A 26453-nucleotide genomic window follows, 5' to 3' on the forward strand; every position below is an offset into this window, starting at 1 on the left:
TATAGTATATAATAAAAACATAAAGAAAACTTATTTATAAAAAATTATAAAAAGGAGTCAGTATGAAGAAAGAAAGAATCGCTGTGGTATTTGGAACCTTTGCCCCCTTGCATCAAGGGCATATTGACCTGATCCAGCGGGCCAAGCGTCAGTGTGATCGTGTTCGTGTCATCGTTTCTGGTTATGAAGGGGACCGTGGCGAAGAAGTGGGCTTGACCTTACAAAAACGCTTCCGCTATATCCGTGAAGCCTTCTCAGATGATGAATTGACCCAAGTCTATAAGCTAGATGAGACGGAACTTCCTCGTTATCCCTTGGGTTGGGAACCTTGGTTACAAACAGCCCTTGACACCATACAGTATCAAACAGAGATAGAAGAGTTGATATTTTATGTGGGGGAGAAAGCCTACAAGGAAGAGTTGGAAGCGAGAGGGTTTGAAGTCCACTTAGAGGAGCGTCGCTTTGGGATCTCTGCTACCATGATCCGAGAAAATCCAAGCAAATATTGGAAATACATCGCTCAACCCTTCCGTCGCCAGTTCACGAAAAAAGTCTTGATCATGGGGAGCGCCAGTAACGGGAAAACGACCCTTGCAAAGGACTTGGCTCGCTTTTACGATGCTCCTGTTAGTCTTGAATATGCCCGTGAATACCAGATCAAGAACAATGTTCGGGATGATGAGCTTACGCCAAAAGATTACTATTACCTACTTTTAGGACAGTATGATCAAACCTCTAAGCTCATCGATAGTAGTGCCAATCGAGGCCTTGTCATCGCAGATACCAATTCCCTGGTGACCAAGGGTTATTACGACTACTATATGGAAGTCGAAGGCCAGGATACCAGTATGACCGATACCTTTGACAACCTCTTTGTTAGTATTTTGTCTAAAGAAAAATGGGATTTGATCCTCTTTGTTCAGCCGATCGGCTCTTATGTCAATGATGGTTTCCGAGACATGACCATGGCTGATGAAGAGATCCGTACCAGCTTTTCAAATTACCTAGACCAATTGCGCCAGCAATACCTAGGAAACATTCCGACTACTTTCCTCGCATCAGACTACCTCGGCAACTATGAAGAAGCCAAGAACGTTATTGATACCATCTACCAAGCCGACTAAGGAGCAGCTTATGAATCACCTAATGAACAACCTCACTAAAAAATTCACAACCTTTATCCAAGACTTTACAAATGTCCACCGAGAAGCGAGAAAGCAAGGCTTTGTCAATATTATGAAACTCCTCTGGAAGGACCTTTTTATGGGACGGACAGCTTTTCAATGGATCTATCTCCTTCTTCTTTCTAGCGTTCCTTTTGTATTAGAGTTCATGACTCAAATACAATATTTCATCAAGGTCCTTTTTCATTCTAATGGTTCTTTTTCCATAGATTGGACAAATTTAATAGGACAACATGATTGGCTGGGATTGTTTGCCTCTTGGACAGGAATTGTCTGTGTCATTCTCGTTGCAGAAGGGCGAGCTAGCAACTACCTTTTTGGAGCAGTAAATTCAGCCATCTACCTCGTTTTAGCCCTCAATAAAAACTTCTATGGGGAAGTCCTGACAACTCTTTATTTCTTCATCATGCAACCGATCGGTCTCTATGTCTGGCTCTCCAATCGGATCAACGATCAAGGAAAGGTCGAAGAATCTCATTTTGAAGCCAAGAAATTGACCTTGATCGAGTGGATGCGCTACTTGGCCTTGAGTGCCGTGATCTGGATTGGTATGGGCTTTGCTTATCAGAGCATCCATAGTGCTCGTCCTTTCCGTGATAGTATCACCGACGCGACCAATGGGGTTGGCCAGCTCCTAATGACCCGCCTATACCGGGAGCAATGGATCTTCTGGATTGCGACCAACGTCTTTAGTATCTACCTCTGGTGGGATCAGAGTATTCAAATTCAAGGGATGTACTGGGTCTACACGCTGAATAGCCTAGTGGGCTGGTACCAATGGACCAAAGCCCTCAAGAAGGAGGTGGCCTAAATGACCAATCTCTTGATTCCAGCAGGAATGACGGAGAAAGAGTATTTTGAGACGGTCGCAAGTGAAGCAGACTTTCTCAAGTGGTACAAGGAACAAGACTTACCGACTTATGAAACCCCTAGTGTCACAGCGGACATGGTGGCCTACTGTTTTGTCGAAGGCCAGCTCAAGCTTTTAGCCATTCGCCGCAAGGCCCACCCATATCAACACCGCCTAGCCTTGGTGGGGGGCTTTGTGAACAAGGATGAAGATGCAACCCATGCTTGTATTCGAGAGGTCAAAGAAGAAGTCGGGCTCGATCTTCCAGTTAATAAGGTGGAGCAGCTCATGACGGTTTCCACCCCTGGGCGGGATCCCAGAGGCTGGGTCATTACCATCGCTCATCTGGTCTATCTGCCAGCAGAAGCAGTAAACATGGTCCAAGCAGGAGACGATGCCAAGGAAGTTGTTTTTCTCGATGTCGATTTCAAAAAGTCCCAGTGTTTGCTCGATGGAAAACCCTTAGTTGCTTCTGATTTTGCTTTTGACCACTATCAAATCATTCAAGAATCGATCAAGCGGATTCAGGGACGTCTCGACTGGAATCCAACCTTCCTCTATCTGTTAGAGGAGCCTTTCACCGTTTATGAAGCAACCGAATTGGTCAATCTGATCAATCCTGGACGTCCCATCGTTAGCAATAACTTCCTCGTGAAATTCGGAGAATTCGTGGAAGAAGTGGGTGTCAAGCGAGTACCTAAGAAAAAACCACGCAAGACCTATCGCCTGAAACAGTAGATCGAGCGGGGTTCATTCTACCAGCCCTCCCTTACTTATAGTAACGGAAGGGCTTTTTCTGATTTTTCCTGCTCCACTTGTGTGCAAAGTGGTATAATAAACATAATTGAGATCAAAAGAGACAAGACTATGGAAGAAAAAATAATTTTACCACAAAATACACGACTGATGGGGGCTCTGCTTGGTTTTATCGGAGGGGGCCTCGATGTTTTTTGCCACATGCACTACCGGAGTTTGGTCGCGACCCAAACGGGGAACCTCCTGCTTCTCATCGCTGATTGGCACGATCCCCGTGTCGAAAATACCATCATGCGTTTTTCATCTATTTTATTTTTCTCGATCGGCTTTGTGGTTGCCCTCCATATCAAAGAGTATCGCAAGACAGCCTTTTGGCGGACCAAGATGTTAATTCCTTTGTTTGTGGTGACACTCCTGATTCCCTTGGTGTCTGTCATACCACCTGTAGAAGTTCCCTTTATTGCTTTTGGGACAGGGATGATGATGTTGACCTTTACAGGGAGCCTCATCGAAAATCACCCTTATGTGATCTTTATGACTTCTGGAAATTACCGCAAGATGCTGACGGCCTTGTACCGAATCACTCGAGGAAAGGGAGATTTGGACGAGTATCGGCGTCAGGCCATGAACTACGGGATTGTCGTTGGAAGTTTTGTCGCGGGAGCGATTAGCGTGGCCATCCTCATGCATTTCATCCACCAATGGTCCATCTGGCTGATCACAGCCAACCTCTTTTTGATCATGACTTACTACACCGCTAGAGTCAAACAACTCGGCTTACAGACAGATAATCTATAATAGGACCTCACATGAGGTCCTATATAGATTGTAGACAAATTGTTTTTAATATTAAGCAATCTAGGTGATGCAAAAAAATTAAACTGATATATACTATTAGGATTGTTCAAATATACACTGAAACTTTCCGCCGTGAGAAAAGTGTCTGAAACACAATTGTTTCAGACACTCGGGAGTTTTGAGACCTTAGGCTCAAAACTAAGTCATGGAACTTCTTCGAAGTTCGCTGACGTCCGTACTCACCTAAGGAAAGTTTCTAAGATGACTTTGTCATAATTCTAAACAGGACCTCATGTGAGGCCCTGCTTTTATTATTTCTATGAGTTTAATTGTAAGAGTTCTTCAATCTCTGCTAGGGTGCTAGCTTGGGAGATGGCGCCACGGAGTTTGGCTGCACCAGATGTTCCACGGAGGTAGTGAGGGGCGAGACCACGGAATTCACGAACGGCAATGTGCTCACCTTTGAGATCAATCAAGCGTTTCAAGTGTTCGTAAGCAATCTTCATCTTGTCTTCAAAAGTCAAATCAGGCAGGATTTCTCCTGTTTCAAAGTAGTGGTTGATTTGGTTGAAGAGATAAGGATTGCCCATAGCAGCGCGACCAATCATGACCGCATCAGCACCGACTTCTTCGATCCGTTGTTTGGCATCTTGAACCGTACGGATATCTCCGTTTGCGATAAATGGAATTTTGGTCAGAGCTTGGGCAACCTTGTGAAGGGTTTCAAGGTCAGCGTGACCTGTATACATTTGTTCTCGGGTCCGTCCGTGCATGGCAAGGGCAGAGACACCCGCAGCTTCAGCAGCGAGGGCATTTTCAACTGCTAGGGAAGGGTCCGACCAACCCGTCCGCATTTTAACAGTGAGTGGGATATCAAGGACGGATTGAACTTTATTGATGATGGAGTAAATCTTGTCTGGGTCCTTGAGCCACATGGCACCAGCCTCGTTCTTGACGATTTTATTCACCGGGCAACCCATGTTGATATCGACGATATCGGTCTTGGTATTTTCTTGGATAAATTCAGCTGCGCGTGCGAGGCTATCTTCGTCACTTCCAAAGAGTTGGATCGATACAGGATTTTCTCCTTCATCGATATGGAGCATGTGAAGCGTCTTTTCATTGTTGTACTGGATTCCCTTGTCAGAGACCATTTCCATCACAACGAGTCCTGCTCCCAGTTCTTTGGCAATGGTCCGGAAAGCTGAGTTGGTCACTCCGGCCATTGGGGCTAGGACGGTACGGTTAGGGATTTCGACATCCCCGATCATAAATGGCGTATTAAGATTTGTCACGAATGAGTTCCTCCAAGTCATTTTCGTCAAAGTGGTAGTGGGTTTGGCAAAATTGGCAGGTAATCTCTGCACCGTGATCTTCGTCTTTCATCTCTTTTAGATCACTAGCTGGCAGACTTGCTAAAGCGTTCAAGAAACGCTCACGGCTGCAGTCGCACTGGAAGCGAAGTCCTTCTTCAGAGAGGCGTTTGAAAGGTTCATCCCCATAGATAGCGGCAAGAAGAGCTTCAATATGGTCTTCAGATTCCAAAAGTGTGGAGATGGCAGGCATTTCTTGGATGCGTTTTTCAAAGCGCGCGATTTCTTCTTCCTTGGCATTTGGCAAGACCTGGAGCAAGAAGCCACCCGCCACTTTAACCTTATCTTCGTCATCCAACAGAACATTGAGTCCAACTGCAGATGGTGTTTGTTGGCTTTCTGTCAGATAAAAGGCCAGGTCTTCTCCGATTTCACCGGTTACAAGAGGGGTCATGGAGTTATAAGGATTTCCCGTACCATAATCTGTGATGACCAAGAATTCTCCGTTTCCGACAAATGGTCCGACCAGAACTTCACCGGTCGCGGTTTTCTTGATATCCACTCCAGGATTCTGCACGTAGCCTTTCACATTTCCCTTGGTATCTGCCACGGTGATGATAGCTCCGAGTGAGCTAGTCCCAAGGACTTTGACCGTGATTTTAGTATCTCCTTTCTCGTTTGCCGCCAAGATTTGGCTGGCAATGAGGGTACGGCCAAGTGCGACCGTGGAGCTAGCTTGTGTATGATGTTTTTCTTGGGCTGTTCGTACAGTTTCTGTACTGTCTAGTACATAAGCACGAAAAGCACCACTTTCTGAGATAGTTTTAATAATTTTGTCCATACCTACTATTTTAGCACAAATCAAGCAAAGTGGGGACAAGGAGAATTCTGAAAATCAGTCGTTTCAGAAGAAGGACGAGAAGAAAAGAAAATTCCGAACGTTATTTCTAGAAAGAAGCCATTTCCAAGTAAAAGACGAGTTTCATAGAGAAGTTGGTTTAAAAAGAAAGGAGAAAAATAAACGATAGCCGAGTGAATCTTGAAAAAACATTAAAAATTGCTTATAATAGAGTGTAAGACAAACTTGCAGGTGAGACTCCTGCCCTTAGTTTGAAGAAAGGCATAGATAGGCAACTATCTATGGTATATGAAAAAGAATTATGACATCAGTTGTTGTAGTAGGAACCCAATGGGGTGATGAAGGAAAAGGGAAGATTACAGACTTCCTATCAGCCAATGCAGAAGTCATTGCTCGCTATCAAGGTGGGGACAATGCCGGGCACACCATCGTAATCGACGGCAAAAAGTTCAAGTTGCACTTGATTCCTTCTGGTATCTTCTTCCCTGAAAAGATCTCTGTCATCGGAAACGGCGTGGTGGTCAACCCTAAATCATTGGTCAAAGAGTTGGCTTATCTTCATGAAGAAGGTGTGACAACGGACAGTTTGCGCATTTCAGACCGTGCCCATGTCATCCTTCCTTACCATATCGAATTGGACCGTCTCCAAGAAGAGTCTAAAGGCGACAACAAAATCGGAACGACCATCAAAGGGATTGGACCAGCCTACATGGACAAGGCTGCGCGTGTGGGAATCCGGATCGCGGACCTTTTGGATCGCGACGTCTTTGCGGAACGTCTTCGTATCAACTTGGAAGAAAAGAACCGTCAATTTACCAAACTCTATGATGCAGAGGCTCTGTCATTTGACGATATCTTCGAAGAATACTATGAATATGGTCAACAAATCAAGCAATATGTAACCGATACTTCTGTCATCTTGAACGATGCTTTGGACAACGGTAAGCGCGTGCTCTTTGAAGGAGCCCAAGGGGTTATGTTGGATATCGACCAAGGAACTTATCCATTTGTAACCTCTTCAAACCCAGTCGCAGGTGGGGTGACTATCGGATCAGGTGTCGGCCCAAGCAAGATCGACAAGGTTGTCGGTGTATGTAAAGCCTACACTAGCCGTGTTGGTGATGGCCCATTCCCTACGGAACTCTTTGATGAAGTGGGTGACCGGATCCGTGAAGTCGGTCATGAATATGGGACAACAACCGGTCGTCCTCGTCGTGTTGGTTGGTTTGACTCAGTTGTCATGCGCCATAGCCGTCGCGTGTCAGGAATTACCAACCTTAGCTTGAACTCGATCGACGTTCTGTCAGGCTTGGATACAGTGAAAATCTGTGTAGCCTACGACTTGGATGGGGAACGCATCGACCACTACCCAGCAAGCTTGGAGCAACTCAAACGTTGCAAACCAATCTATGAAGAATTACCAGGCTGGTCAGAAGACATCACAGGTGTCCGCCACTTGGATGAGCTTCCAGAAAATGCCCGCAACTATGTCCGCCGTGTCGGTGAATTAGTTGGTGTGCGCATTTCAACCTTCTCAGTCGGACCAGATCGTGACCAAACCAATATCCTTGAAAGTGTGTGGTCTAGTTTATAAGCAAATGAAGATAAGAGAGTGGGACAGAAATCGGTCATTCGTTAGAATTCGATTTCATCGTCCCACCTCCGCACAGTTGAGTAGGGCTGTAAAAGCTGATGAAATCAGCGTAGTAGAGCCCACTCAACCACTGCGTCTTGCTCGACAATCCAAAGACAATTGAGAGGCTAGGACTTTTGTCCCAGCCTCTTTTTGAAAGCAGAAAGAGGAAAAAATGTATCAAACGATTTTATTTGACCTAGACGGCACCTTGACCAATTCAGAACTAGGGATTACCAACTCGGTGGCCTATGCCTTAGGAAAATATGGGATTCAAGTGCCAGACAAGAAAGCATTGAGAGTTTTCATCGGTCCGCCCTTGCAGGAGTCTTTTGAGCGCTTTTATGGATTTTCTAAGGAAGAATGTTTAAAGGCCATTGACTACTATCATGAGTATTTTTCCGAAAAAGGCCTTTATGAAAATGAGGTCTATCTAGGCGTTCCTGACTTGCTGGCTTCTCTCAAGCAGGCTGGCAAACAGTTGATTGTAGCTACGTCAAAGCCTGAAGAATTTTCCATTCAAATTCTCAAACACTTTGGTTTGTATGATTATTTTGACTTTGTCGCTGGTGCGACCATGGATAGAAAACGTAGTAAAAAAAGCGATGTTATCCAGTATGCCTTGGAGCAAAATGGGATTACAGATTTGGCGCATACCATCATGATTGGAGACAGGGAGCACGATGTGCTTGGCGCTCAAGCGCAAAAGCTTGATTCTATCGGTGTCCTTTATGGCTTTGGAAGCAGGGAAGAATTGGAAGAAGCCGGCGCCACCTATATTGCTCAAGAAGTTGGCGAAATTGCAGCTTTTATAGGATAACCTTTTCCAAAATATTAAAAGTTGGAACTTTTCTAATCTGCTGAATATTGCTTTATTTAATATTTCTATCGGTGTATACTTACTGTAGGTTAAGTCACACAGATTAAGAGGTGATAATATGAATTTGTCACGATATATATTAAAATATAGTACTGATGATGGTACGTTGTATTTTAATACTAAAACCAATCATTCATTTTTTCTTACGAATGAATTGAATAGAGTAGTCGACAGCAATGATGTGATTAGGAAAGAGTTTCATGCTTATCTTGATAAAAATAAATATTTAAGTGAGGGTGAGTATGAGGTCGAAAAGTATCTATCTAAAATAAGCGATACAGATGCTGAATTATTGGAACTAACAATTTTGACACATGGAGATTGTAATTTTCGGTGTAAGTATTGTTATGAAAAATTTGAAAATATTGCTATGTCAACAGAGACAGAAGATGCCATTGTCCAATTTTTGAAAGAAAAACTTCAGTCCGGGAAGTATAAGTATTTGTCAGTAGGCTGGTTTGGAGGAGAACCACTGTTGGGATATAAAACTATCAAGCGGTTGTCTCCTGTTTTTATAGATTTATGTGAGAAATATCAGATTCATTATCAAAGTGCAATCACTACGAATGGTTATTTATTGACTAAGAATAACAAATTCGATGACAAAATGAATGCTAAACCTAGAGTATTTAACTATAATTGTGATTGTAAATAATCACGATTTTAAATAAATTAGAGAAGAGGGTTGTGCTAGCCCTCTATTTTGATGGATGATAATTATGAGAAATATTTATAAGTACATTGATAAGAAGTATCTTTTTCCTATTTTTTTAGGGCGTATTGTGAATAGTGGTTTGGTGTTGGCGCAACCTCTGATTTTAACGAAGGCCTTGAAGTTAGATCAAAACGGCCTTTCTTATGGAAAAATTCTCAATTTTGTTTTATTTGGTTTGTCTGTCTATCTTGTTATTTATAGTCTGATGCTGTTTTCAAACTATTCGCACAATATATTCCGAAGAGAAATCAACAAAAGTGTCCGTGCCCTTTTATTTAAGAAAGTCATATTGAATCCTAAATTTTCCAATGATGAAAAAGTTAGTCTGCTAACTCAAGATATGGAATATGTGGGCGATAATTATTTGGAAAATATAAATGTTATGGTGAGTTGGGGATTTGTCGCCCTTGTTACAGCCATTTATATTGTTTCACAAAATTTTCTCTTAGGACTTATTTTTGTCATTTTTACGATTATGAGACCTATTCCTCAGTTCATCATGAATCGTCGTTTACAAGATTCGGGAGACAGCTGGTCCAAGCTTAGAACGAAATTACATGGGCTTGTCTCGGATAGTATGCAAGGCAGCCAAACCTTACGGATTAATCAGGCCATGAGGCTGAATGAAGAGCGCGTGAATGATTTAAACGGAGAATATCAAAAAGCCATCCAAAGATTTTGTTTCACACATAATATTATTTTTTTCTTTAATGGATTTATGGTCTTTTTTAGTCAGGTTGTTCCTCTTGCTTTAGGCTTTTATTTGAGTTTACAGGGAAATTCTATTTCTATTACAAGCCTCATCTCTATGTATGTTGCTGCGGGGATGCTGGTAGAACCGATCCAAACTCTGATGTACAGTGCAGCCAATCTCCAAGGTGCCTTGCCGACTGCGAACCGCCTGTTTAAGATTATCGAGGAAGAACCTGATTTCGAAGAGACAAAGGATCAATTTGTTGAAAATCTCGAATCGTTGCGCTTAAATCATATTTCAAAAAGTTTTGCTGAACGTCAGCTTTTTTCTGATTTGACGGCGACGATTTCAGTAGGTCAGAAGGTCTTAATCAAAGGACCGAGCGGGTCTGGAAAGACGACTCTTTTTCGCTTGATTTTAGGAGAAGAAGTATGTGATGAGGGTGACATTTTCGTTCAGTATGATGGAAATCAAATAACGAGTCATTTCCAAGGGAATATCGGTTTAATTAGCCAGCATCCCTTCCTGTTTAACGATACTATCCGCTATAATCTAACTTTTGGTCAGCCTTTTCAGGACCATGAATTATTGGAGGTATTGGACCGAGTTGGCTTAATAGATGAATTTCAGGATATTTTGAATGTAGAAATTCATAATAATGGTGAAAACATTTCATGAGGTCAGCGTGTCAGATTAGAGTTGGCTCGTTTTCTCTTACGCGAGAAGGATATTTTATTAGCGGACGAAGTGACATCAGCTTTGGACGAAAAAAATAGTCGTCTGGTTAGAGACCTAATCTTTTCTTTGCCGATCACGGTACTAGAAATAGCCCATCATATTGATGAAGAAGAGCGCTATGACCAAATCCTTGAGTTACGTAAAGGATGAGCGATGCCACAATAGTTGGTTCTGCGACAAAGCGGATAGTAGTAAGCCAGCAATTTGTCAGATATTTTTGAGATTCTAAGTGGTGATATTTCCAAAATCATCAATACTCAGAGAACTTAAGCTTTATTTAAGATAGGCCAGCTATACTAGAAGCATAAACAAAGACCTCCTAACTTTGTTTAAACCTCCTAAACTTTTTCATAATAATCTCCCATAAGAGTCGCCCAATCGGCGGCTTTTTTTGTGAGTCGTAAGCTGCCTATGGTATAATGAACAAAGAAACGAAAAGGAAGAAGGAAGAGATGGACTACACGATAGAGGAAAAAGCGATGTTTATGAGGGAAGCCCTGAAGGAGGCGGAGATTGCCCTCGCCAATGATGAAATACCGATTGGCTGTGTCTTGGTCAAGGATGGTCAGATTATCGGGCGTGGACATAATGCGCGTGAGGAGCTGCAGCGGGCGGTCATGCATGCGGAAATCATGGCGATCGAGGAGGCCAATCAGCGTGAAAATAGCTGGCGCCTGCTGGATACGACGCTTTTTGTCACGATTGAGCCCTGTGTCATGTGTAGTGGTGCCATTGGTCTAGCTCGGATTCCCCAGGTGATTTACGGGGCGACCAATCAGAAGTTCGGTGGAGCAGGTAGTCTCTACGACATTTTGGCAGATGAACGCCTCAATCACCGAGTCGAAGTAGAAACAGGAATCTTGGAAGCAGAATGTGCAGCCATCATGCAGACCTTCTTCCGCCAAGGTCGAGAACGAAAAAAACAAGCCAAACTCGCAGCCAAGGCCGAAACACAAGAATAAAAACCGGACCTTTGCAAATCGAACAAATTATGATATAATACCTATCGGAGCAACAGTTCTGCGTGAAGCGGGTCAGGGGAGGAATCCAGCAGCCCTAAGCGAAGTGAACTGTGTGCTCTTTTCTATTGCTCTTGATGCGTCAAGTCCAAGGGACGCAGACGAATCCTAGAGCAATGGATGCAGTTTTTCCCGTTAGGGAAAAAGCTGTAAACCTATGATAGCCCTTAGTGAATCAAGTCCAACGGACGCGGATGAACTTAGGTGCATTGACGCAGTTCGAACAAAGTGAGAACTAGGTTCCGAAGTATAATGAATCAAGCCTAAAAGGTGCAGATGAATATTGGAGCAGCGAATCTAGTTTGAACGGACCTGAAATGAATTCAGCTGACATCCAATCTTAAGAAGCGTATTTGTTTTCTTGTCAATCAAAATTGTTCTTCTCAATAGGCCTAAAATTTGTTGACTTACGCAAACGAGTGCTCTCGGTTATGTCCTAAGGTTAGCTTATTTAGAAAAATAGTATAGAATATAAAATGTAAACGTTTTAAAATAGTGAAAGCACTTGCTTATTTTTTCTTAAAGCGTTATCATAAAAGAAAAGAACAATTGGAGGATAAACATGTCACATATTAAATTTGACTACTCAAAGGTGTTAGATAAATTTGTAGCACCACATGAACTAGATTATATGCAGCCTCAAGTGACTGCTGCAGATTCTGCTCTGCGAAATGGTACAGGTCCTGGGGCAGAAATGACTGGTTGGTTGAACTTGCCTGAAGAATATGACAAAGATGAATTTGCTCGTATTCAAAAGGCTGCTGCTAAAATCCAATCTGATAGTGAGGTATTGATCGTAATCGGTATTGGTGGTTCCTATTTAGGAGCTCGTGCAGCTATTGATTTCTTGAATAATTCTTTTGTAAATCTACAAAGCAAGGAAGAACGCAAGGCACCTCAAATCCTCTATGCTGGAAATTCTATTTCTTCAAGCTATTTGGCTGATTTGGTAGACTATGTATCAGACAAAGATTTCTCTGTCAACGTTATTTCTAAGTCAGGAACGACTACAGAGCCTGCTATTGCTTTCCGTGTCTTCAAAGAACTCTTGGTTAAGAAGTATGGTCAGGAAGAAGCAAATAAACGGATTTATGCAACTACAGACCGCGCTAAAGGTGCAGTTAAGGTTGAAGCAGATGCTAATGGCTGGGATACTTTTGTAGTGCCTGATAGTGTAGGTGGTCGTTTTACAGTATTGACAGCAGTGGGACTCTTGCCAATCGCAGCTGCAGGGGCTGATATCAGCAAGTTAATGGAAGGAGCAAATGCTGCTCGCAAGGCTTATGCTTCTGATAAGTTGGCTGAAAATGAAGCATATCAATATGCAGTTGTACGCAATATCTTGTACCGTAAAGGTTATCTGACAGAAGTTCTAGCTAACTATGAACCATCTCTGCAATACTTCTCTGAGTGGTGGAAGCAACTGGCTGGTGAGTCAGAAGGGAAAGACCAAAAAGGGATTTACCCAACTTCAGCCAACTTCTCAACAGACTTGCACTCTCTGGGACAATTTATCCAGGAAGGTACCCGTATCCTCTTTGAAACAGTTGTACGTGTAGATAAACCTCGCAAAAATGTGCTGATTCCTGAATTGGCAGAAGACTTGGACGGTCTTGGCTACTTGCAAGGAAAAGATGTTGACTTTGTCAATAAAAAAGCTACAGATGGAGTGCTGTTAGCACACACTGATGGTGGAGTTCCAAATATGTTTGTGACACTGCCTGAGCAAGATGAGTTCACTTTGGGCTACACTATTTACTTCTTTGAGTTGGCTATTGCTCTTTCTGGCTACCTGAATGGTATCAATCCATTTGACCAGCCTGGAGTTGAGGCTTATAAGAAAAACATGTTTGCCCTTCTTGGAAAACCAGGCTTTGAAGAGCTGGGTGCTGAGTTGAATGCACGCCTTTGATTCTTATATGCCTTGAGTTCATTTAGAGTATAAAAAGAGATCCACAAGTTCATTTCTTGTGGATTTTTTACTACAAGCCTCATAATTAGTTTATTATTTTTTTGAACAGTATAAAAAAGAGTGTCTTAATTCTTTTATGAAAGCGCTGTATAATTGCCTTGTAAATAAAATTTGAGAGGTATCAAAATGAATGATTGGTTAAACATAAAAGGCAAAACAGTTCTTGTGACTGGCGCGTCATCTGGGATCGGTAAGGCAATCGTTGAAGAATTGCTGGAATTAGGTGTCAATGTAGCGAATTTCGATCTTAGCGACAACGATTTGCGTCATCCAAATCTATTATTTGTGAAAGTTGATGTAACTTCTCGCTCTGAAGTAGAAGAGGGTGTTGCCAAAATAGTTGAAAGATTTGGCAATATTGATGCAGTGGTCAATAATGCAGGGATTAATATCCCTAGATTATTAATCGATGCAGAAAATCCTAAAGGTCCTTACGAATTGGACGATGAGACGTTCGAAAAAGTAACGATGATTAATCAAAAAGGTTTGTATCTGGTTAGTCAGGCAGTGGGACGTATTTTAGTGAAAAATGGAAAAGGTGTAATTGTGAACATGGCTTCAGAAGCAGGCTTGGAAGGTTCTGAAGGACAAAGTGCCTATGCTGCCACAAAAGCAGCAGTCTATAGTTACACTCGTTCATGGGCAAAAGAGCTGGGTAAGCATGGTGTACGTGTGGTTGGAATTGCTCCAGGAATTATGGAAGCTACGGGACTTCGAACTCTTTCTTATGAGGAAGCTCTTGCTTATACCCGTGGAAAGACGGTAGAAGATATTCGAGCTGGTTATGCTTCAACTTCAACAACTCCTTTGGGACGAAGTGGTAAACTACGGGAAGTAGCTGACCTTGTAGCATTCTATATTTCAGACCGTTCTAGCTATATAACTGGAGTCACTACAAATATTGCCGGAGGGAAAACTCGCGGTTAAAAAAATGAAGGTGAGGAAGAGAGTTGACCATAGTAAATCGATGGTATAACATTTTAGAAAAAATGGTCTCACAGCCAACTTATTCCTTAGTAGATATGCGCTCAGAGCTGGATATTAGTATGCAAACCTTGCAAAAGAGTATCCAACAATTAAATGATGTTTTGGCTCCGAGTATCCAGATTATCTCACAAGATGATAAGTTAATGTTAGAGGTGTATGACTATACTGAGTTGGAAGGGATTTTATCTGGTAGTTTAAAACGGGAGAGTGACTTCAATTCTTCCAGTAAAAGAATTGCCTATTTACTAAAACGTTTAATTAAGTCAACCTCCCCTCTTCTTATTGACGACTTGGCTGAGGAAGCAGGTGTTAGTAGAAGTACCCTTAATAAGGATTTAAAACAAGTAAAATCTTTGGCAGAGAGTTACTCTATCACTATTTCAGGAAAGCCCAACCGTGGGCTGGAGGTCTTGGGGTCCGAGCTGAATTTGCGCTTGCTCTATATTCACCAAGTGGCCCCTTACTTTGAAGGAAAGACACTCACCGAGGCAACATCTTCTTTTCTGGAGACGCTACTCCAGGAGTATAAAATCCCGAAAGAAACAAAGGAACTCCTTCGAAAGACAATTTCAATTATGGTGGAGCGTATTCATGCATCTAGGGTGTTGAGTTGCCCTATTCCTTACTATAGGAATGATTTAACAGAGACACCTTTGGTTGAAAAATTAATCTATCATATTGAGATGACTTATAAGATTTCCCTCAGTCAGTTTGAAATAGACTTTTTGTGTTTTCCGTTTAATATCCGTTTTATTGACACTTTAAGCAAGCCGTCTTATCAATCTGAACAGCTTGCAAACATTTTTCAAGGGATTGTCAAGAAAGTCAAAGAAACAATGTTGGTTAACTTTGATGATGAAGAATTATTTGAAGAAATCAAGTCTCATCTAGGCCCCTTAATCAATCGACTGATTTTCCATGTGCAAGCTAATGATATATTCCATGGCGAGGTTCAAACTCAATATCCTTTTGCTTTTGAAATGGCGAAAATTGCTGGAGAAGAACTATCTGCAATTTTTGGTTCTGAATTGGAATTATCTGAAATCGGATATCTGGCTTTGTATTTTGAAATGATTTTAAGAAAGCAAAACTCTGTTGTAAATGGTTCTCGCAAGCAGATAGCTGTAGTTTGCACAACAGGAAGAGGAACTGCTGCGATGATTATTCAGCAACTCAGACGAATCCTTGGAAATGATGTAGACATTACTCAGTATTCTGAAGAAGATTTTAATCTGGATTTGAATCAGGACTATTTCGCGATTTTTACGACAGTTCCTCTAAAATATAAAGATTCTAAATCTCCAGTCATTCAAGTTAATCATCTTTTTGATGATCAATGGCTGCAGGAAGAATGGCAGAGGGTCAATGCTTTTCATCAAAAAAATCTAGAAACAGTCAGCTTACGTTTTCTTCGGTTGAGTCCCCAAAAAACCTATCAGCAATACTTGCTAAATATGGTTGCAGAGTTAGAGAAACTTCAGATGATTGATGAAGGTTTTAGAAATCGGATAATTGATAGGGAGAAAAAACAATCAACCATTTTTGGTGGAGGAATTGCCTTCCCCCATACAATTAACCAGGGTTATGCAAAGACTATTTTAATGTTTGGAAAGCTAGAAGAGCCTTATCAAAAAGGAGATGATTGGATTGAATTTATCTTTCTAGTCGCCATTCCCTCAGAAATTGAAAGCAAAATGGAGAGTGAATTGCTGGAATTGTATGACGACATTTTTCGAATTGCAGGAGAGCCTTCTCTAAAAGAAGCATTGAGGGCTGTAGAAACAGAGACAGAGTTTCTATCATTTTCTAAGAGCAAAGGAGTATTTTAATGAATTCGCTAATAATTTTCGCTGTATTTGTCATGGCAGCTTATATATTTCAAATGTTCCTCGGCTGGCAGCAACTCAAAGACTTCAATAAGACCTATACGATGCTCCGAAGACTGGGGCGCGTAGCGATTGGCAGGAAGTCCGGAAGAATCAAATCCGGTACGATTGTCATGTTCGCGGTTGATGAAAACGGTCGGGTTCTTAAAGCTAGCAAAATGCAAGGAGTCACAATCTTAGCACGTTTTCAAAATATGGACGATTATGTTGGAGAAGACATCCATTATTTTGACAAGTATAATCCTCTTGTGAGAAAAGAAAATAAGTTGATGCAATCAGCCATAGAAGATGCTAGAAAAGTCTATCTTTGGCATGAGGCAGGTATTGAGAAAGAGACAAGTTCATCTGATTCTTTTCTGGGATTCGGCTTTTATGCGAATTACTTACAATTATCTATTAAACAGTTATTTAAAAAAAATAAGAAAGGGAGTTCCTTATGAATCACATTACAAATTTTGCAGAGAGTTTTATGAAACTCTTCCAATTAGGTGGAGAAACCTTTATTAGCTGGATGACAAATATTGTACCACTTGTCTTAATGCTATTGATTGCAATGAATACCCTTATCGCTTTCTTGGGAGAAGAGAAGGTCAATTCCCTGGCTAAGATTTCTGCTAAAAATCCTGTTAGCCGGTATATGATTTTACCTTTCATTTCAGCCTTTATGCTGGGGAATCCGATGGCAATCAGTATGGGACGTTTCTTACCAGAATATTATAAACCTAGTTTTGTAGCAGCTCAGATGCAGTTCTGCCATACTTCAAATGGTGTATTTCCGCATATCAATCCTGGGGAATTGTTTGTATGGATGGGAATTGCAACAGGAATTCAAACTTTAGGTTTAAGTCAAATGGACTTAGCCATTCGTTACATGCTTGTTGGGCTTGTCATGAACTTTGTAGGCGGTTGGGTGACCGATTTTACAACTGCTTATGTAGCAAAACAGCAAGGTGTTACCTTGAGTAAAACATTTGATTGATAGAAAGAGTGAAATTATGTCATATAAGAGTATAAAAGTTGTTAAAGGAAATGGCGGTTTCGGAGGACCTTTGGTCATTACACCTAGTGAAGCTAAGCATAAATTCATCTATATCACTGGCGGAGGAGAAAAGCCAGATATTGTGGATAAAATTGCTGATTTGACCGGTATGGAAGCTGTTAATGGGTTTAAAACTTCTATCCCAGATGAGGAAATTGCTTTAGCAATCGTGGATTGTGGCGGTACTCTTCGCTGTGGTATTTATCCTAAAAAGGGGATCCCTACAATAAATATTGTCGCTACAGGGAAAAGTGGGCCTCTAGCTCAATATATAACCGAGGAAATCTATGTGTCAGCAGTTGGCCTTAATCAAATTTCTGCTGCTAATGAAGACGAAAAAGCGACAACTGTGGTAACAGAAAAGCCAACTTACGATACTAGTAAAAAAATTACAGAGCAAAAAGCTGAAACAAGTATTGTAGCAAGAATTGGGATGGGCGCTGGGAAGGTCGTTGCGACTTTCAACCAGGCTGCTCGTGAAGCCATCCAAACAATGCTCAACACGATCATTCCTTTCATGGCCTTTGTTTCCTTGCTGATTGGGGTTATTCAAGGTTCAGGTGTTGGAAATTGGCTGGCAAAATTAATGGTTCCCCTAGCTGGGAACATCTGGGGACTCATTTTGATTGGCTTTATCTGTTCCTTGCCATTCCTATCTCCTTTGTTAGGCCCCGGAGCTGTTATCAGTCAGATTATTGGAACCTTAATTGGAGTTGAAATCGGCAAAGGGAATATTCCGCCCCAAATGGCTCTGCCAGCTATATTTGCTATCAACACTCAAAACGGTTGTGATTTCATTCCTGTAGCACTCGGTCTATCTGAAGCCAAGGCTGAAACAGTTGAGGTTGGTGTCCCTTCTGTGCTTTATTCACGCTTTCTCAATGGTGTTCCGCGGGTGCTAGTAGCTTGGATAGCTAGTATTGGCCTTTATCAGTAAACCTTTGATAGATGCACGTAAACATAGCAACTATTATGTTAAACTTATCTATAAGCATAAGTTTATGACAGATTTGAGAAAGGATGAATAGGAATTAGATGAAGAAAATTTTTGAAGCTAAAGTAATTCAAGTGGGGCCTGAAGCTCAGAATATGATTCAAGATGCCAATATGCTCATTTTGTTTGGAGAAGAAGCTCCGGAAGACTTAGCAGAGTATTGTTTTAAAATCGATAACAAAAATCTTCTAGGTGCAATACTAGAAGGTGGAAAGCTGGTGGTAGATAGTCAGGAATATTCGATTACTGCCGTAGGAAATGTAGTAGAAAAAAATTTAACTGGACTGGGCCATATCACGATTTCTTTTGATGGTTCAAAAGAGGGCAGCCTGCCGGGCACTCTCCATGTTGCAGCAGACCAAGCAGTAGTAATTGAAAAGGACTCTACCATTCAGATTTTCGAAACTGCTTGACCATAACAAAATTTAAAATCAAGCAATTTAGAAACATAAAAGTCAAAAAAATTGATTCAGAGCTTGGACAAAAAGTCCAGGCTTCTGGGTCTAAATTAGAAAAAATAGATGACGCGGTGGTTGATTGGCATCTTCCTTCGCTTTTTAAGCCCCAAAGATTGCCTGATCAACTGTGCGGGGGTGGGAAGATGAACTTTTTAACTTGTTTGAAGTTCTTTCCCACTCCCTTTTTGATAGGGAAAATAATTTATGTTTTAATATTGTAAAATTTGTCATTGTTTTTCAATGTTTTCGCAATATGACAAATCAACAAAATTTATAAGGATAAAAGCATGCCAGAAAAAGACGGTCAAGGTCAAGCGCAAAGAGCTTGAAGTCAATCAAACTAGCCAGCCAGTGCAAGGGAATTTCCAGCAGATGCATCCATAAGGTGTGCCTGAACAGAAGGAAAAGACCAAAAAGGTATTTACCCAACTTCAGCAAACTTCTCAACAGACTTGCACTCATTGGGTCAATTTATCCAAGAAGGAACTCGTATCATGTTTGAAACAGTTGTCCGTGTGGACAAACCACGTAAGAACGTGATCATCCCTACATTGGAAGAAGACCTTGATGGACTTGGTTACCTTCAAGGGAAAGACGTTGACTTTGTAAACAAAAAAGCAACTGACGGTGTTCTTCTTGCCCACACAGACGGTGATGTACCAAACATGTACGTAACTCTTCCTGAGCAAGATGCCTTCACTCTTGGTTATGCCATCTACTTCTTCGAATTGGCCATCGCCCTTTCAGGTTACTTGAACGCGATCAACCCATTTGACCAACCAGGTGTTGAAGCCTACAAGAAAAATATGTTTGCCCTTCTTGGTAAACCAGGATTTGAAGAACTTGGAGCAGAACTCAACGCTCGTCTTTAATCAATAGACAAAACGATCTCGCCAGAGGTCGTTTTTTTGTGTCTATTTCCCCATTTAGTGATGAATTGGCGCCTTCAGGTGATTTATGATATAGTAGAAGGAGCATTTTTATACTTTGTTTATCAAATGATTTTCACTCACTGTGATCGTCAAATGGGACAAAGAGAATCAAAAAGGAGAGAGTATGACAAGAGAAGATAAACAGTCTTTTGCAGTGCCGGCAGAGGAGCAAAAAAAGGAATCTTTTCCCAATGAACTTCAAAAAGATCAGTTAGAGAGAACTGTTGAAATGCGATCCAAACGTAATTGGAAAAAAATAATTTTATTATCAATGTTGGCTTTAGTCATCATCTTATCCGGAGTGGTTAGTTTATTATTTGGTAAAATTGCTGGTTATGCATGGGGGAAGTCTGCTCAGACAGCCAAAGAATCCCAACGTTTCGAACTCTTAAATCGAGTGAAAAAGGAGGCGAAAAAAACAAAAACTGGTTTCGTATCCAAAAAAGACGACGTCATCTTTTTATGGGCACTTAAGGATTTAGGTTTGTTAAGTTATAATAATTCATCTAAACTTGGATTAACAGCAGATCAGATTGTAGAAAACTATGGTTTAGCTTCATATGCTAGATATAATCAAGATGGATTAAGTCTAAGTTGGACTAATTTGATCGGTTCAAACCAGCAAGACTTAAGTTTTGAATTTGAAAAATATAATAATAACTATTATTTAAAGAGTGTATCCATTCGAGACTTATATGGCTTGTCTTCCAAAAAGACATCTAAAGAACAAAAAGAAAATAGTGACGATAGTGCATATGAATTTCGTTTGACGACAGAAGAGTATCAAAATCTGATGAAAGGAGACAAAAACACTGGAAAAGGCGGGACTCCATTGTCAGAAATCTTGAAAAAACATCGGGCATCCGTTGAAATAGAGACAGAGAAAAAAATAACAAGTGAAGGAGAAGAATATAAATCTAATAGAGTGCTTGCGAATGTAACCTATCAAGTAGATGGTGATTATAAAACACTTCTATTTGTGGCGCAGCCCGATGGAGAATTTCTTTACATTGGATCGAAACGCTTCTAAGGGAGATTAATGAAAAATGAAAATAAATCGACTTATGAAATTAAATAATAGTTGGTGGAATGATAAACTTAAAAGAGTTGGAAAAAATTTTTGGATTGCTTCTTCTATTGGGTACATTTTGCTAGGAATGATTATAGGGCTGGCTATCGGTTATTCTAAAGGTGTTAATATGATTACTAAAAAAGCCTATCCTGTGCTAAAAACACGTACAAAAAATAGTCGCTCCATACGTGATCAATCTAAAAAGATTATAGCTCCAAAAGATTCTGCTTTTTCTTGGAACATATCCCAGTTTTTAGAATTGAAGTTTGGGAGTCGAGAAAACCCTAAACAAGGTGTCATGATTGATGATTTCTTAGAGAAATATGGAAAAGCTCAAGAGGCATTAATTCATGATGATAAAATTGAGTTAATATGGCAAAACCTTGATAAATCTAACGTTAATGAGAATAGTTCTAATGAGATGATATTTGCTTATTTTGAGAAAGCAGAGGGAAGGTATTACCTTAAAAGCATTAATTATTCCAGAAATTCTAATAATTTAGAGAAAGATCAGATGCCTGCCGATCAATACAACGGTCTGAAAGTAGGGAATCCAGAAAACGGGAAAGATGGTGTTTCATATTCAGAAGTACTGAAAAATAATCATTCAGGCTCTATCATGATGTCGGCAGACCAAGATAAAATTACTCATGAAAATAAAACGAAAATGGTAATTGAATTTAAAAAAATGTCATATAAAAAAACATATAAGCTAACATTCTATAAACAAGAAAACGGAGATTACTGTTTGGCGACAAAAGAGGAAAGTAAATAGAACATTCATTTCATGAAATACTTGGTGACTAGAATGGGGAAGATATATACTGTGATACAGTTTTTAATGCTATAGTAGAGTAAGACAATAAAGTAAGGAGTACGACATGTCAAGAGGAAGAAAAGTACAACGTGAATGGTCTAAGAATCATGGGAATCTGTACTCTTTTCCGAGTGCATTTTCGGATGAAGGACCTCAAGGGGCGATTTTTGAAGATCAAAAGAAACAAATAGGATTTCGGATTTCACGTAACATAATCCGAGTACTCTTTTCAGTGATCGTTGTATTCGTATTTTTTCTGATAGGAGTCTGGTATTATAAAAAAACAGTCGTTCATAAACCCGTAAATAAGATCATAAGATCTTCGGAAAGATATCAAAATAAGAAATCTTCTACCAGCCCTTCAAATACTCAAGCAAGCAAAAGTGAGAATAAAAAAATTGGATATATATTAAAAAAAGAAAATTCTGAGTGGGTTGATCCATCTCAAGTAAGAGTTTTTTCAGTTGATGAAGTCTTTGAGTTAATGGATGCTACAAAGAAGCCAACGATAACATCTTCAGAAGTAATTGAGAAATATGGAAAGGCGTTTGCAGGTTTACTTGATTATAATTCCTCGGGGAAAGAACGAGTAACCTTTTATTATAAGCTTTCTGACCAACAGGGTTTTTTCAAAATTGTTATTAATGAGTTTGAAGGAAAAAGTCGTGTTGAGCGTGTCTATCTTGAAGTGACTAAAGCTCAAGCGGGCATGGCGAATAAAACTTTAGAAGAATATCGTTCTTATTTACCTAAAAGTGGCCAGGAAGGGATTGGGTTAATGGAGGCTATAAGTCAGTTTGGAATTCCTAAGAATAGTTACAGTAACAACCTGTATGAAGGGGAAAATAGTTATATATATATTCTATACTTTACAACAGATCAAAGAAAAATAACCTTATCATTTAAAAAGAATCAGCAAGGGGAATACCGACTTGAAAATGTAGCAACATCTGGATAAAACGATCTCTCAAGAGGTCGTTTTTTTACTTGTAAAATAATTTCATAATTTTTCCCTTAAGATTCAATTATATAAACACTAACTAGTTATTATTCTTGATCATTTGCTAAACTCATTTCTAAAATACTGATGATACAGGGTTTCTAGCTAGACAATAGCTACAGGCACGGATTTTATACTCAAATCCTTTAATATAAAAAGTTATTTGAATATAAAAGTTGTCATTTGTTGTTTCATATTATAAAATGAAAGACGAATGAAAAATAATTGAAAAAGGAATGAAAATTATGAAAAAGAACTTGGCTAAATTCTTGTTGCTTTCATCTATGCTTGGTGGAATGGCTATTGCTCACCCAGTATCTGCGAATACAAAAGCTGCGGTTTATGAGTACAGAAATGGTCAGCTAGACCTTGTTCAAAAACCAACATATGAAGGTTTCGAATCGAATCAGCTTTCTTTGAAATTGAAAACAGGTCGTGTCGATGTAGTGGGAGCGCGTGAAGGCAAGAAAGAAAGTGCGCATGATGCAGGAGCCTACCAATTTGCATTGATTTACAAATCTGAAGGTGGCGAAGAAGAGACCGTTGCTAAAGGGCAAAATACAGCAGATGGGACGATCGAATTTGATGATGTGGATCTCTCTGGACTGAATTCTGGAACTGTTAAACTCTACATTCGTCAAACCACAAAAGATGATGGTCGCTTTAAACAGTTGGATAATGGAGAAGGGGAAGTAACAGTGTCCCTTGCTTACGATGGGTCAGGACGCTTGATGGTGGATTCACTTGCAAGTTCAAACCCAATTTATCGTAATTTCATTGCAGGCTATAACGGTTCTGAGACAGGAGGATCCACTTCACCAAGTACAACAAGCCCATCTTCAAGCTCAAGTAGCTCATCTTCTAGTTCAAGTAGCTCAAGTAGTTCGTCTTCTAGCTCAAGTAGCTCATCGAGCTCATCTTCAAACAGCTCATCTTCAAATTCCTCAAGTTCAACTTCTTCATCGAGCTCAAGCTCTTCTTCTAGTTCTTCCTCAAATTCAAGCGACTCAAGCAAATCTGTCGTTGGCCGTTTATTGCCAAAAACAGGTCAAGAAACAGGTGTCGTTTTGGCAACATTGGGCTTGCTCTCACTTGCAGGGCTTGCTATTGTCTCCCTTCGCAAGAAATTTTAAGATAAGCATCTAAAAGGTCGGATATCCCTCCGATCTTTTTTAGTCCATCCAGACAGGAGTTGGTCCTTGATAGGTTTTATGTTATAGTAGAAGAGAAGAATAAAAAGGAGAATTCGAAATGTCCGAGAAAGATCAAGAACAATTTATGAAAGATACTCCCTTAGATGGGACACCGCATTTTGATGTGGCTGCGCCAGCCTTTGTCCCAAAAGAAGAAGCCGAAGACTTGGTTGTTCCAGAAGCTAGTGGCCTTTCAGTGACGGAGATGAAAGCAATGAAAGAAGAAGCAGACGAGCCAGCTGTTTCAGAAACAGTGGAGCCTCCAAAGATGGATGAAGCAACTGTTGGAGAAAATCCAGATGTAGTTGCTGCTCCCCAACCGACTCCTCCATTCCAGCCTGCACCACAAGCTCCTCAAAATATGGCAGCTGAACCAATTGGTCCGCAAACAGTGCCTGTTCCTGAGACACCTATTCCACAAGCTCCTCTTTCTCCTGTTGGAAGACCGATGGATACTGCGGACAAGAAGGCGATTCGTTTTGCCCTTGGGATTTTAGTTGGGCTTCTTATCGGTGGAGTCAGTGGCTATTTGATTGGTCATGCTAGCCCTAGCACGTCATCATCTAGAAAGCAGACTTCTTGGTCAGGTAACCAGTCTGGTTCGTCTTCCAATATCGATTTGGATCAATTGACCGCAGAAGACGCGGAAGTTGATTTTAGCTGGAAACAGTCTGATATCGAGCAACTTCAGTTTTTAACAGGAAGTGATGCTGGGGAGACTCCTGAGGAAATGATTGAAGCTTATGGGAAAGCTAGCTCCGTTCAATTTGAAAGTGGAGAATTGAAATTATTTTGGGATGATAACTCTTATAATAAAGAGGTCAAAGCGACTTACTCTAAGAAAGGGAAAGAATTCCAGCTTGTCAAATTTGAATTTAATCAATTTGGGAAAAATCTTACGGTTGAGGACAACTTTGCAGATGGATTCAAAGTTGGAAATAGTGAGACCGGTGCTGGAGGAACCTCTTACAAAGAGCTTTTAGAAAAATACGGTGATGCAGTCAATCTGACGGTGAGTTCATCTGATGATTCAGACGAGATAGAATTGGTCATGGACTTCCAAAAGAAAAATGGGGACTACGTGGATTTGACCTTTATTCGCCAAGAAAATGGAGATTTTCTCTTGAGCAGTAAAGACAGCTACTAAAAGGATCAGACAAGAAAGAGGCAAGCGCCTCTTTTTTGGGATAAGACGAGACAAATACGCTAATTTTCTATACAATAGAAAGAGTTTGAATAGAAAGAGCATGAAGGATGGAAGAAATGAAACAGTGGATAGAACGTCATAAGCGGATCCTCCAAAAAGCTGCAAGTGCTTTGCTGGCTTTTATGGTTGGTGTTTGCTTGGTGTTTATAATTCATCCAGTGAAAACCTTGCCCAAAGATCGCTTGTTGAGTTTGTCTCGCATGCACGAAGATAGCCAGCAATTTGTTGCGTCTTCTTCCAAAGAGCCGGCTTTAGAAGACTTGTTATCATTGGAGCTTGTAAGGGAAGAAGGAAAGACACAAAAAAATTGGGTGACTTTATCTGCATTCGTCAAAAAAATTGGAAAAGCAGCGAGTTTTACACAAGAAGATACGAGTTTTGGAGCGCAAGTCCAGCTAGGTTATGGGACTCCTGTGCAGGGGATTTATCCTTATACCATAGAATTTCAAAAGCAGGATGATACCTTTTATTTGAGCTCGATTCAAGGATTTGCGCCAAAATCGTCTCACTATCAGAGCAAAAAGAATTTAAAATTAGCAGATTTTACAGGCTATAAGCCTTTGGATGGAAAAATGGAAAAGGGAACGGCAGTAGAAGAAGTCTTGAAAAAATCAGGTCTTCCCAATTCTCTTAGTTTGACCTCTGTAAAGGACAAGCAAGTATTAGCCTTGTCTTATCAGGTGACAGATGGATTGGTCTCTTTGACCTTTGAACGCGACCAGACTGGTCAGTATCGTTTGACGAAGAAGGGGTGAAGCAAATGATCGAGTGGATGAAAAAGAATCGAAAAGACCTCTTGCTACCGTTTTTATGTTTTGTTTTAGGGTTGTTACTTGCGATTGCAAGCATCCAGGTGCAAGAGCAGGGAACCGATACCAAGGAGGACCAAACGCTTTCCCGTTTTCAGCCAAAGGATTACAAGAATTTGGTAAGCAACGATCAAGAAATCAAGCAGTTTCAATGGACCATCGAAGCTGTGGCGAATTTGAAAGTCCGTCTCAAGCAGAGTCAGCAACTAGGAATCCGTTTGGAAACAGTTGTGACTGAATGGGGAAAAGCACAAAAAGTTCGCTACACAAAGACAGCTCAAGGGGAACAAACCGTTCTTGTCTTGACTTATGCAGCTAAGCAAACCGATCAGGGGAAGAAAAGTGTGAACTTGTGGTTTGAAGAAGAGAAAGACCAGGGGTATCGCTTGACGATGGTAGATGCGACGAATTTGTTGGACGCAAAAGAGAAGACAAGCAGTGAGAAAGAAATCACTACTGAAAAAGAGCACAAAGGTGCAGAATTCGCCCAGCTTATTAAGAAACTAGGAAATCCTCAACGCTTAATCTGGGGGGAAGTGTCAGATGGCGGAATGGGGTATCGCGTGACTTACCAGCTACCAGGACAGCCAGAAGTGGTGATGGAATTCAAGAAAAAAGCCAAGAAATTGGTGTTGGTATAAGAAAGGA

24 protein-coding genes, 1 other RNA gene and 2 pseudogenes are annotated in these 26453 nt (G+C 40.7%); 25 read left to right on the forward strand and 2 right to left on the reverse strand.

Going from position 1 to position 26453, the window contains the following annotated elements; all coding sequences use genetic code 11:
- Nucleotides 1–62: 62 nt before the first annotated feature.
- From I2F76_RS03870 to I2F76_RS03885, 4 genes are all read left to right on the forward strand, one after another.
- The gene (locus I2F76_RS03870; RefSeq protein ID WP_195487268.1) at nucleotides 63–1124 is read left to right on the forward strand and encodes an AAA family ATPase; all 1062 of its coding nucleotides are present in this window, start codon (nucleotides 63–65) and stop codon (nucleotides 1122–1124) included.
- Nucleotides 1125–1146: 22 nt separating this feature from the next.
- Nucleotides 1147–1995: a nicotinamide riboside transporter PnuC gene (pnuC, locus tag I2F76_RS03875; protein ID WP_195487345.1), complete on the forward strand. Its 849-nt coding sequence runs from the start codon at nucleotides 1147–1149 to the stop codon at nucleotides 1993–1995.
- The gene (locus I2F76_RS03880; RefSeq protein ID WP_134974778.1) at nucleotides 1996–2772 is read left to right on the forward strand and encodes an NUDIX domain-containing protein; all 777 of its coding nucleotides are present in this window, start codon (nucleotides 1996–1998) and stop codon (nucleotides 2770–2772) included. It begins immediately after the preceding gene.
- Between the two features lie 129 nt (nucleotides 2773–2901).
- On the forward strand, nucleotides 2902–3588 hold the full coding sequence (locus I2F76_RS03885; RefSeq protein WP_155127900.1) for a YoaK family protein: 687 nt from the start codon (nucleotides 2902–2904) through the stop codon (nucleotides 3586–3588).
- A 317-nt stretch (nucleotides 3589–3905) separates the two neighbouring features.
- Here the strand turns inward: I2F76_RS03885 and dusB are convergent, their stop codons facing one another.
- Together dusB and hslO are read right to left on the reverse strand one after the other, a co-directional pair.
- Nucleotides 3906–4883 (reverse strand): tRNA dihydrouridine synthase DusB, encoded by a 978-nt coding sequence (dusB, locus tag I2F76_RS03890; protein WP_195487269.1) that lies wholly within the window; start codon nucleotides 4881–4883, stop codon nucleotides 3906–3908.
- Nucleotides 4870–5742, reverse strand: a complete 873-nt coding sequence (gene hslO / locus I2F76_RS03895) for an Hsp33 family molecular chaperone HslO (protein ID WP_195487270.1) — start codon at nucleotides 5740–5742, stop codon at nucleotides 4870–4872. The genes dusB and hslO overlap by 14 nt, the downstream gene beginning before the upstream one ends.
- A gap of 319 nt (nucleotides 5743–6061) precedes the next feature.
- Here hslO and I2F76_RS03900 point away from each other — a divergent pair, with 319 nt between their 5' ends.
- The 21 genes and pseudogenes from I2F76_RS03900 (at nucleotide 6062) to I2F76_RS04000 (ending at nucleotide 26446) form a co-directional block, all read left to right on the forward strand.
- On the forward strand, nucleotides 6062–7354 hold the full coding sequence (locus tag I2F76_RS03900) for an adenylosuccinate synthase (protein WP_003014816.1): 1293 nt from the start codon (nucleotides 6062–6064) through the stop codon (nucleotides 7352–7354).
- 214 nt (nucleotides 7355–7568) lie between these two features.
- Nucleotides 7569–8213 (forward strand): HAD family hydrolase, encoded by a 645-nt coding sequence (locus I2F76_RS03905; protein WP_003002091.1) that lies wholly within the window; start codon nucleotides 7569–7571, stop codon nucleotides 8211–8213.
- Nucleotides 8214–8331: 118 nt separating this feature from the next.
- The gene (locus I2F76_RS03910; RefSeq protein ID WP_229289656.1) at nucleotides 8332–8928 is read left to right on the forward strand and encodes a radical SAM protein; all 597 of its coding nucleotides are present in this window, start codon (nucleotides 8332–8334) and stop codon (nucleotides 8926–8928) included.
- Between the two features lie 64 nt (nucleotides 8929–8992).
- A pseudogene (locus I2F76_RS03915) lies at nucleotides 8993–10570 on the forward strand (ATP-binding cassette domain-containing protein).
- Between the two features lie 302 nt (nucleotides 10571–10872).
- Entirely contained in the window at nucleotides 10873–11382 is a 510-nt protein-coding gene (gene tadA, locus I2F76_RS03920) for a tRNA adenosine(34) deaminase TadA (protein WP_003016809.1), read from the forward strand.
- A gap of 38 nt (nucleotides 11383–11420) precedes the next feature.
- An RNA gene (gene ffs / locus I2F76_RS03925) (signal recognition particle sRNA small type) lies at nucleotides 11421–11516 on the forward strand.
- A 485-nt stretch (nucleotides 11517–12001) separates the two neighbouring features.
- On the forward strand, nucleotides 12002–13351 hold the full coding sequence (locus tag I2F76_RS03930) for a glucose-6-phosphate isomerase (protein ID WP_008808173.1): 1350 nt from the start codon (nucleotides 12002–12004) through the stop codon (nucleotides 13349–13351).
- A gap of 186 nt (nucleotides 13352–13537) precedes the next feature.
- On the forward strand, nucleotides 13538–14338 hold the full coding sequence (locus tag I2F76_RS03935) for an SDR family oxidoreductase (protein ID WP_001000837.1): 801 nt from the start codon (nucleotides 13538–13540) through the stop codon (nucleotides 14336–14338).
- Nucleotides 14339–14400: 62 nt separating this feature from the next.
- On the forward strand, nucleotides 14401–16227 hold the full coding sequence (locus I2F76_RS03940; protein WP_080713450.1) for a BglG family transcription antiterminator: 1827 nt from the start codon (nucleotides 14401–14403) through the stop codon (nucleotides 16225–16227).
- On the forward strand, nucleotides 16227–16724 hold the full coding sequence (locus I2F76_RS03945; RefSeq protein ID WP_001086645.1) for a transcriptional regulator GutM: 498 nt from the start codon (nucleotides 16227–16229) through the stop codon (nucleotides 16722–16724). The genes I2F76_RS03940 and I2F76_RS03945 overlap by 1 nt, the downstream gene beginning before the upstream one ends.
- Entirely contained in the window at nucleotides 16721–17263 is a 543-nt protein-coding gene (locus tag I2F76_RS03950) for a PTS glucitol/sorbitol transporter subunit IIC (protein WP_023024625.1), read from the forward strand. Before I2F76_RS03945 ends, I2F76_RS03950 begins: the two co-directional genes overlap by 4 nt.
- 16 nt (nucleotides 17264–17279) lie before the next feature.
- Nucleotides 17280–18260 (forward strand): PTS glucitol/sorbitol transporter subunit IIB, encoded by a 981-nt coding sequence (locus I2F76_RS03955; protein WP_020992831.1) that lies wholly within the window; start codon nucleotides 17280–17282, stop codon nucleotides 18258–18260.
- A 98-nt stretch (nucleotides 18261–18358) separates the two neighbouring features.
- Complete coding sequence (locus tag I2F76_RS03960; RefSeq protein WP_008808177.1) at nucleotides 18359–18730, forward strand: PTS glucitol/sorbitol transporter subunit IIA; 372 nt, start codon at nucleotides 18359–18361, stop codon at nucleotides 18728–18730.
- Between the two features lie 440 nt (nucleotides 18731–19170).
- Nucleotides 19171–19647 (forward strand): annotated as a pseudogene (pgi, locus tag I2F76_RS03965) (glucose-6-phosphate isomerase); the annotation flags it as partial.
- Nucleotides 19648–19831: 184 nt separating this feature from the next.
- Nucleotides 19832–20737 (forward strand): hypothetical protein, encoded by a 906-nt coding sequence (locus tag I2F76_RS03970; RefSeq protein ID WP_195487271.1) that lies wholly within the window; start codon nucleotides 19832–19834, stop codon nucleotides 20735–20737.
- Nucleotides 20738–20753: 16 nt separating this feature from the next.
- Nucleotides 20754–21554 carry a hypothetical protein gene (locus tag I2F76_RS03975; protein ID WP_195487272.1) on the forward strand — a complete coding sequence of 267 codons (801 nt, stop codon included), beginning with the start codon at nucleotides 20754–20756 and terminating at the stop codon, nucleotides 21552–21554.
- 106 nt (nucleotides 21555–21660) lie between these two features.
- A complete protein-coding gene (locus I2F76_RS03980; protein WP_195487273.1) occupies nucleotides 21661–22554 on the forward strand; it encodes a hypothetical protein in 894 nt (297 codons plus the stop codon).
- Between the two features lie 287 nt (nucleotides 22555–22841).
- A complete protein-coding gene (locus tag I2F76_RS03985; protein WP_195487274.1) occupies nucleotides 22842–23729 on the forward strand; it encodes an LPXTG cell wall anchor domain-containing protein in 888 nt (295 codons plus the stop codon).
- Nucleotides 23730–23847: 118 nt separating this feature from the next.
- Nucleotides 23848–24936, forward strand: coding sequence for a hypothetical protein (locus tag I2F76_RS03990; protein WP_195487275.1), 1089 nt, complete (start codon nucleotides 23848–23850; stop codon nucleotides 24934–24936).
- Between the two features lie 107 nt (nucleotides 24937–25043).
- Nucleotides 25044–25751 carry a hypothetical protein gene (locus tag I2F76_RS03995; RefSeq protein WP_195487276.1) on the forward strand — a complete coding sequence of 236 codons (708 nt, stop codon included), beginning with the start codon at nucleotides 25044–25046 and terminating at the stop codon, nucleotides 25749–25751.
- 5 nt (nucleotides 25752–25756) lie between these two features.
- Complete coding sequence (locus I2F76_RS04000) at nucleotides 25757–26446, forward strand: hypothetical protein (RefSeq protein ID WP_195487277.1); 690 nt, start codon at nucleotides 25757–25759, stop codon at nucleotides 26444–26446.
- The last annotated feature ends 7 nt before the right edge of the window (nucleotides 26447–26453 follow it).

This window comes from Streptococcus parasanguinis (assembly GCF_015557775.1).
GTDB lineage: Bacteria > Bacillota > Bacilli > Lactobacillales > Streptococcaceae > Streptococcus > Streptococcus parasanguinis_AA.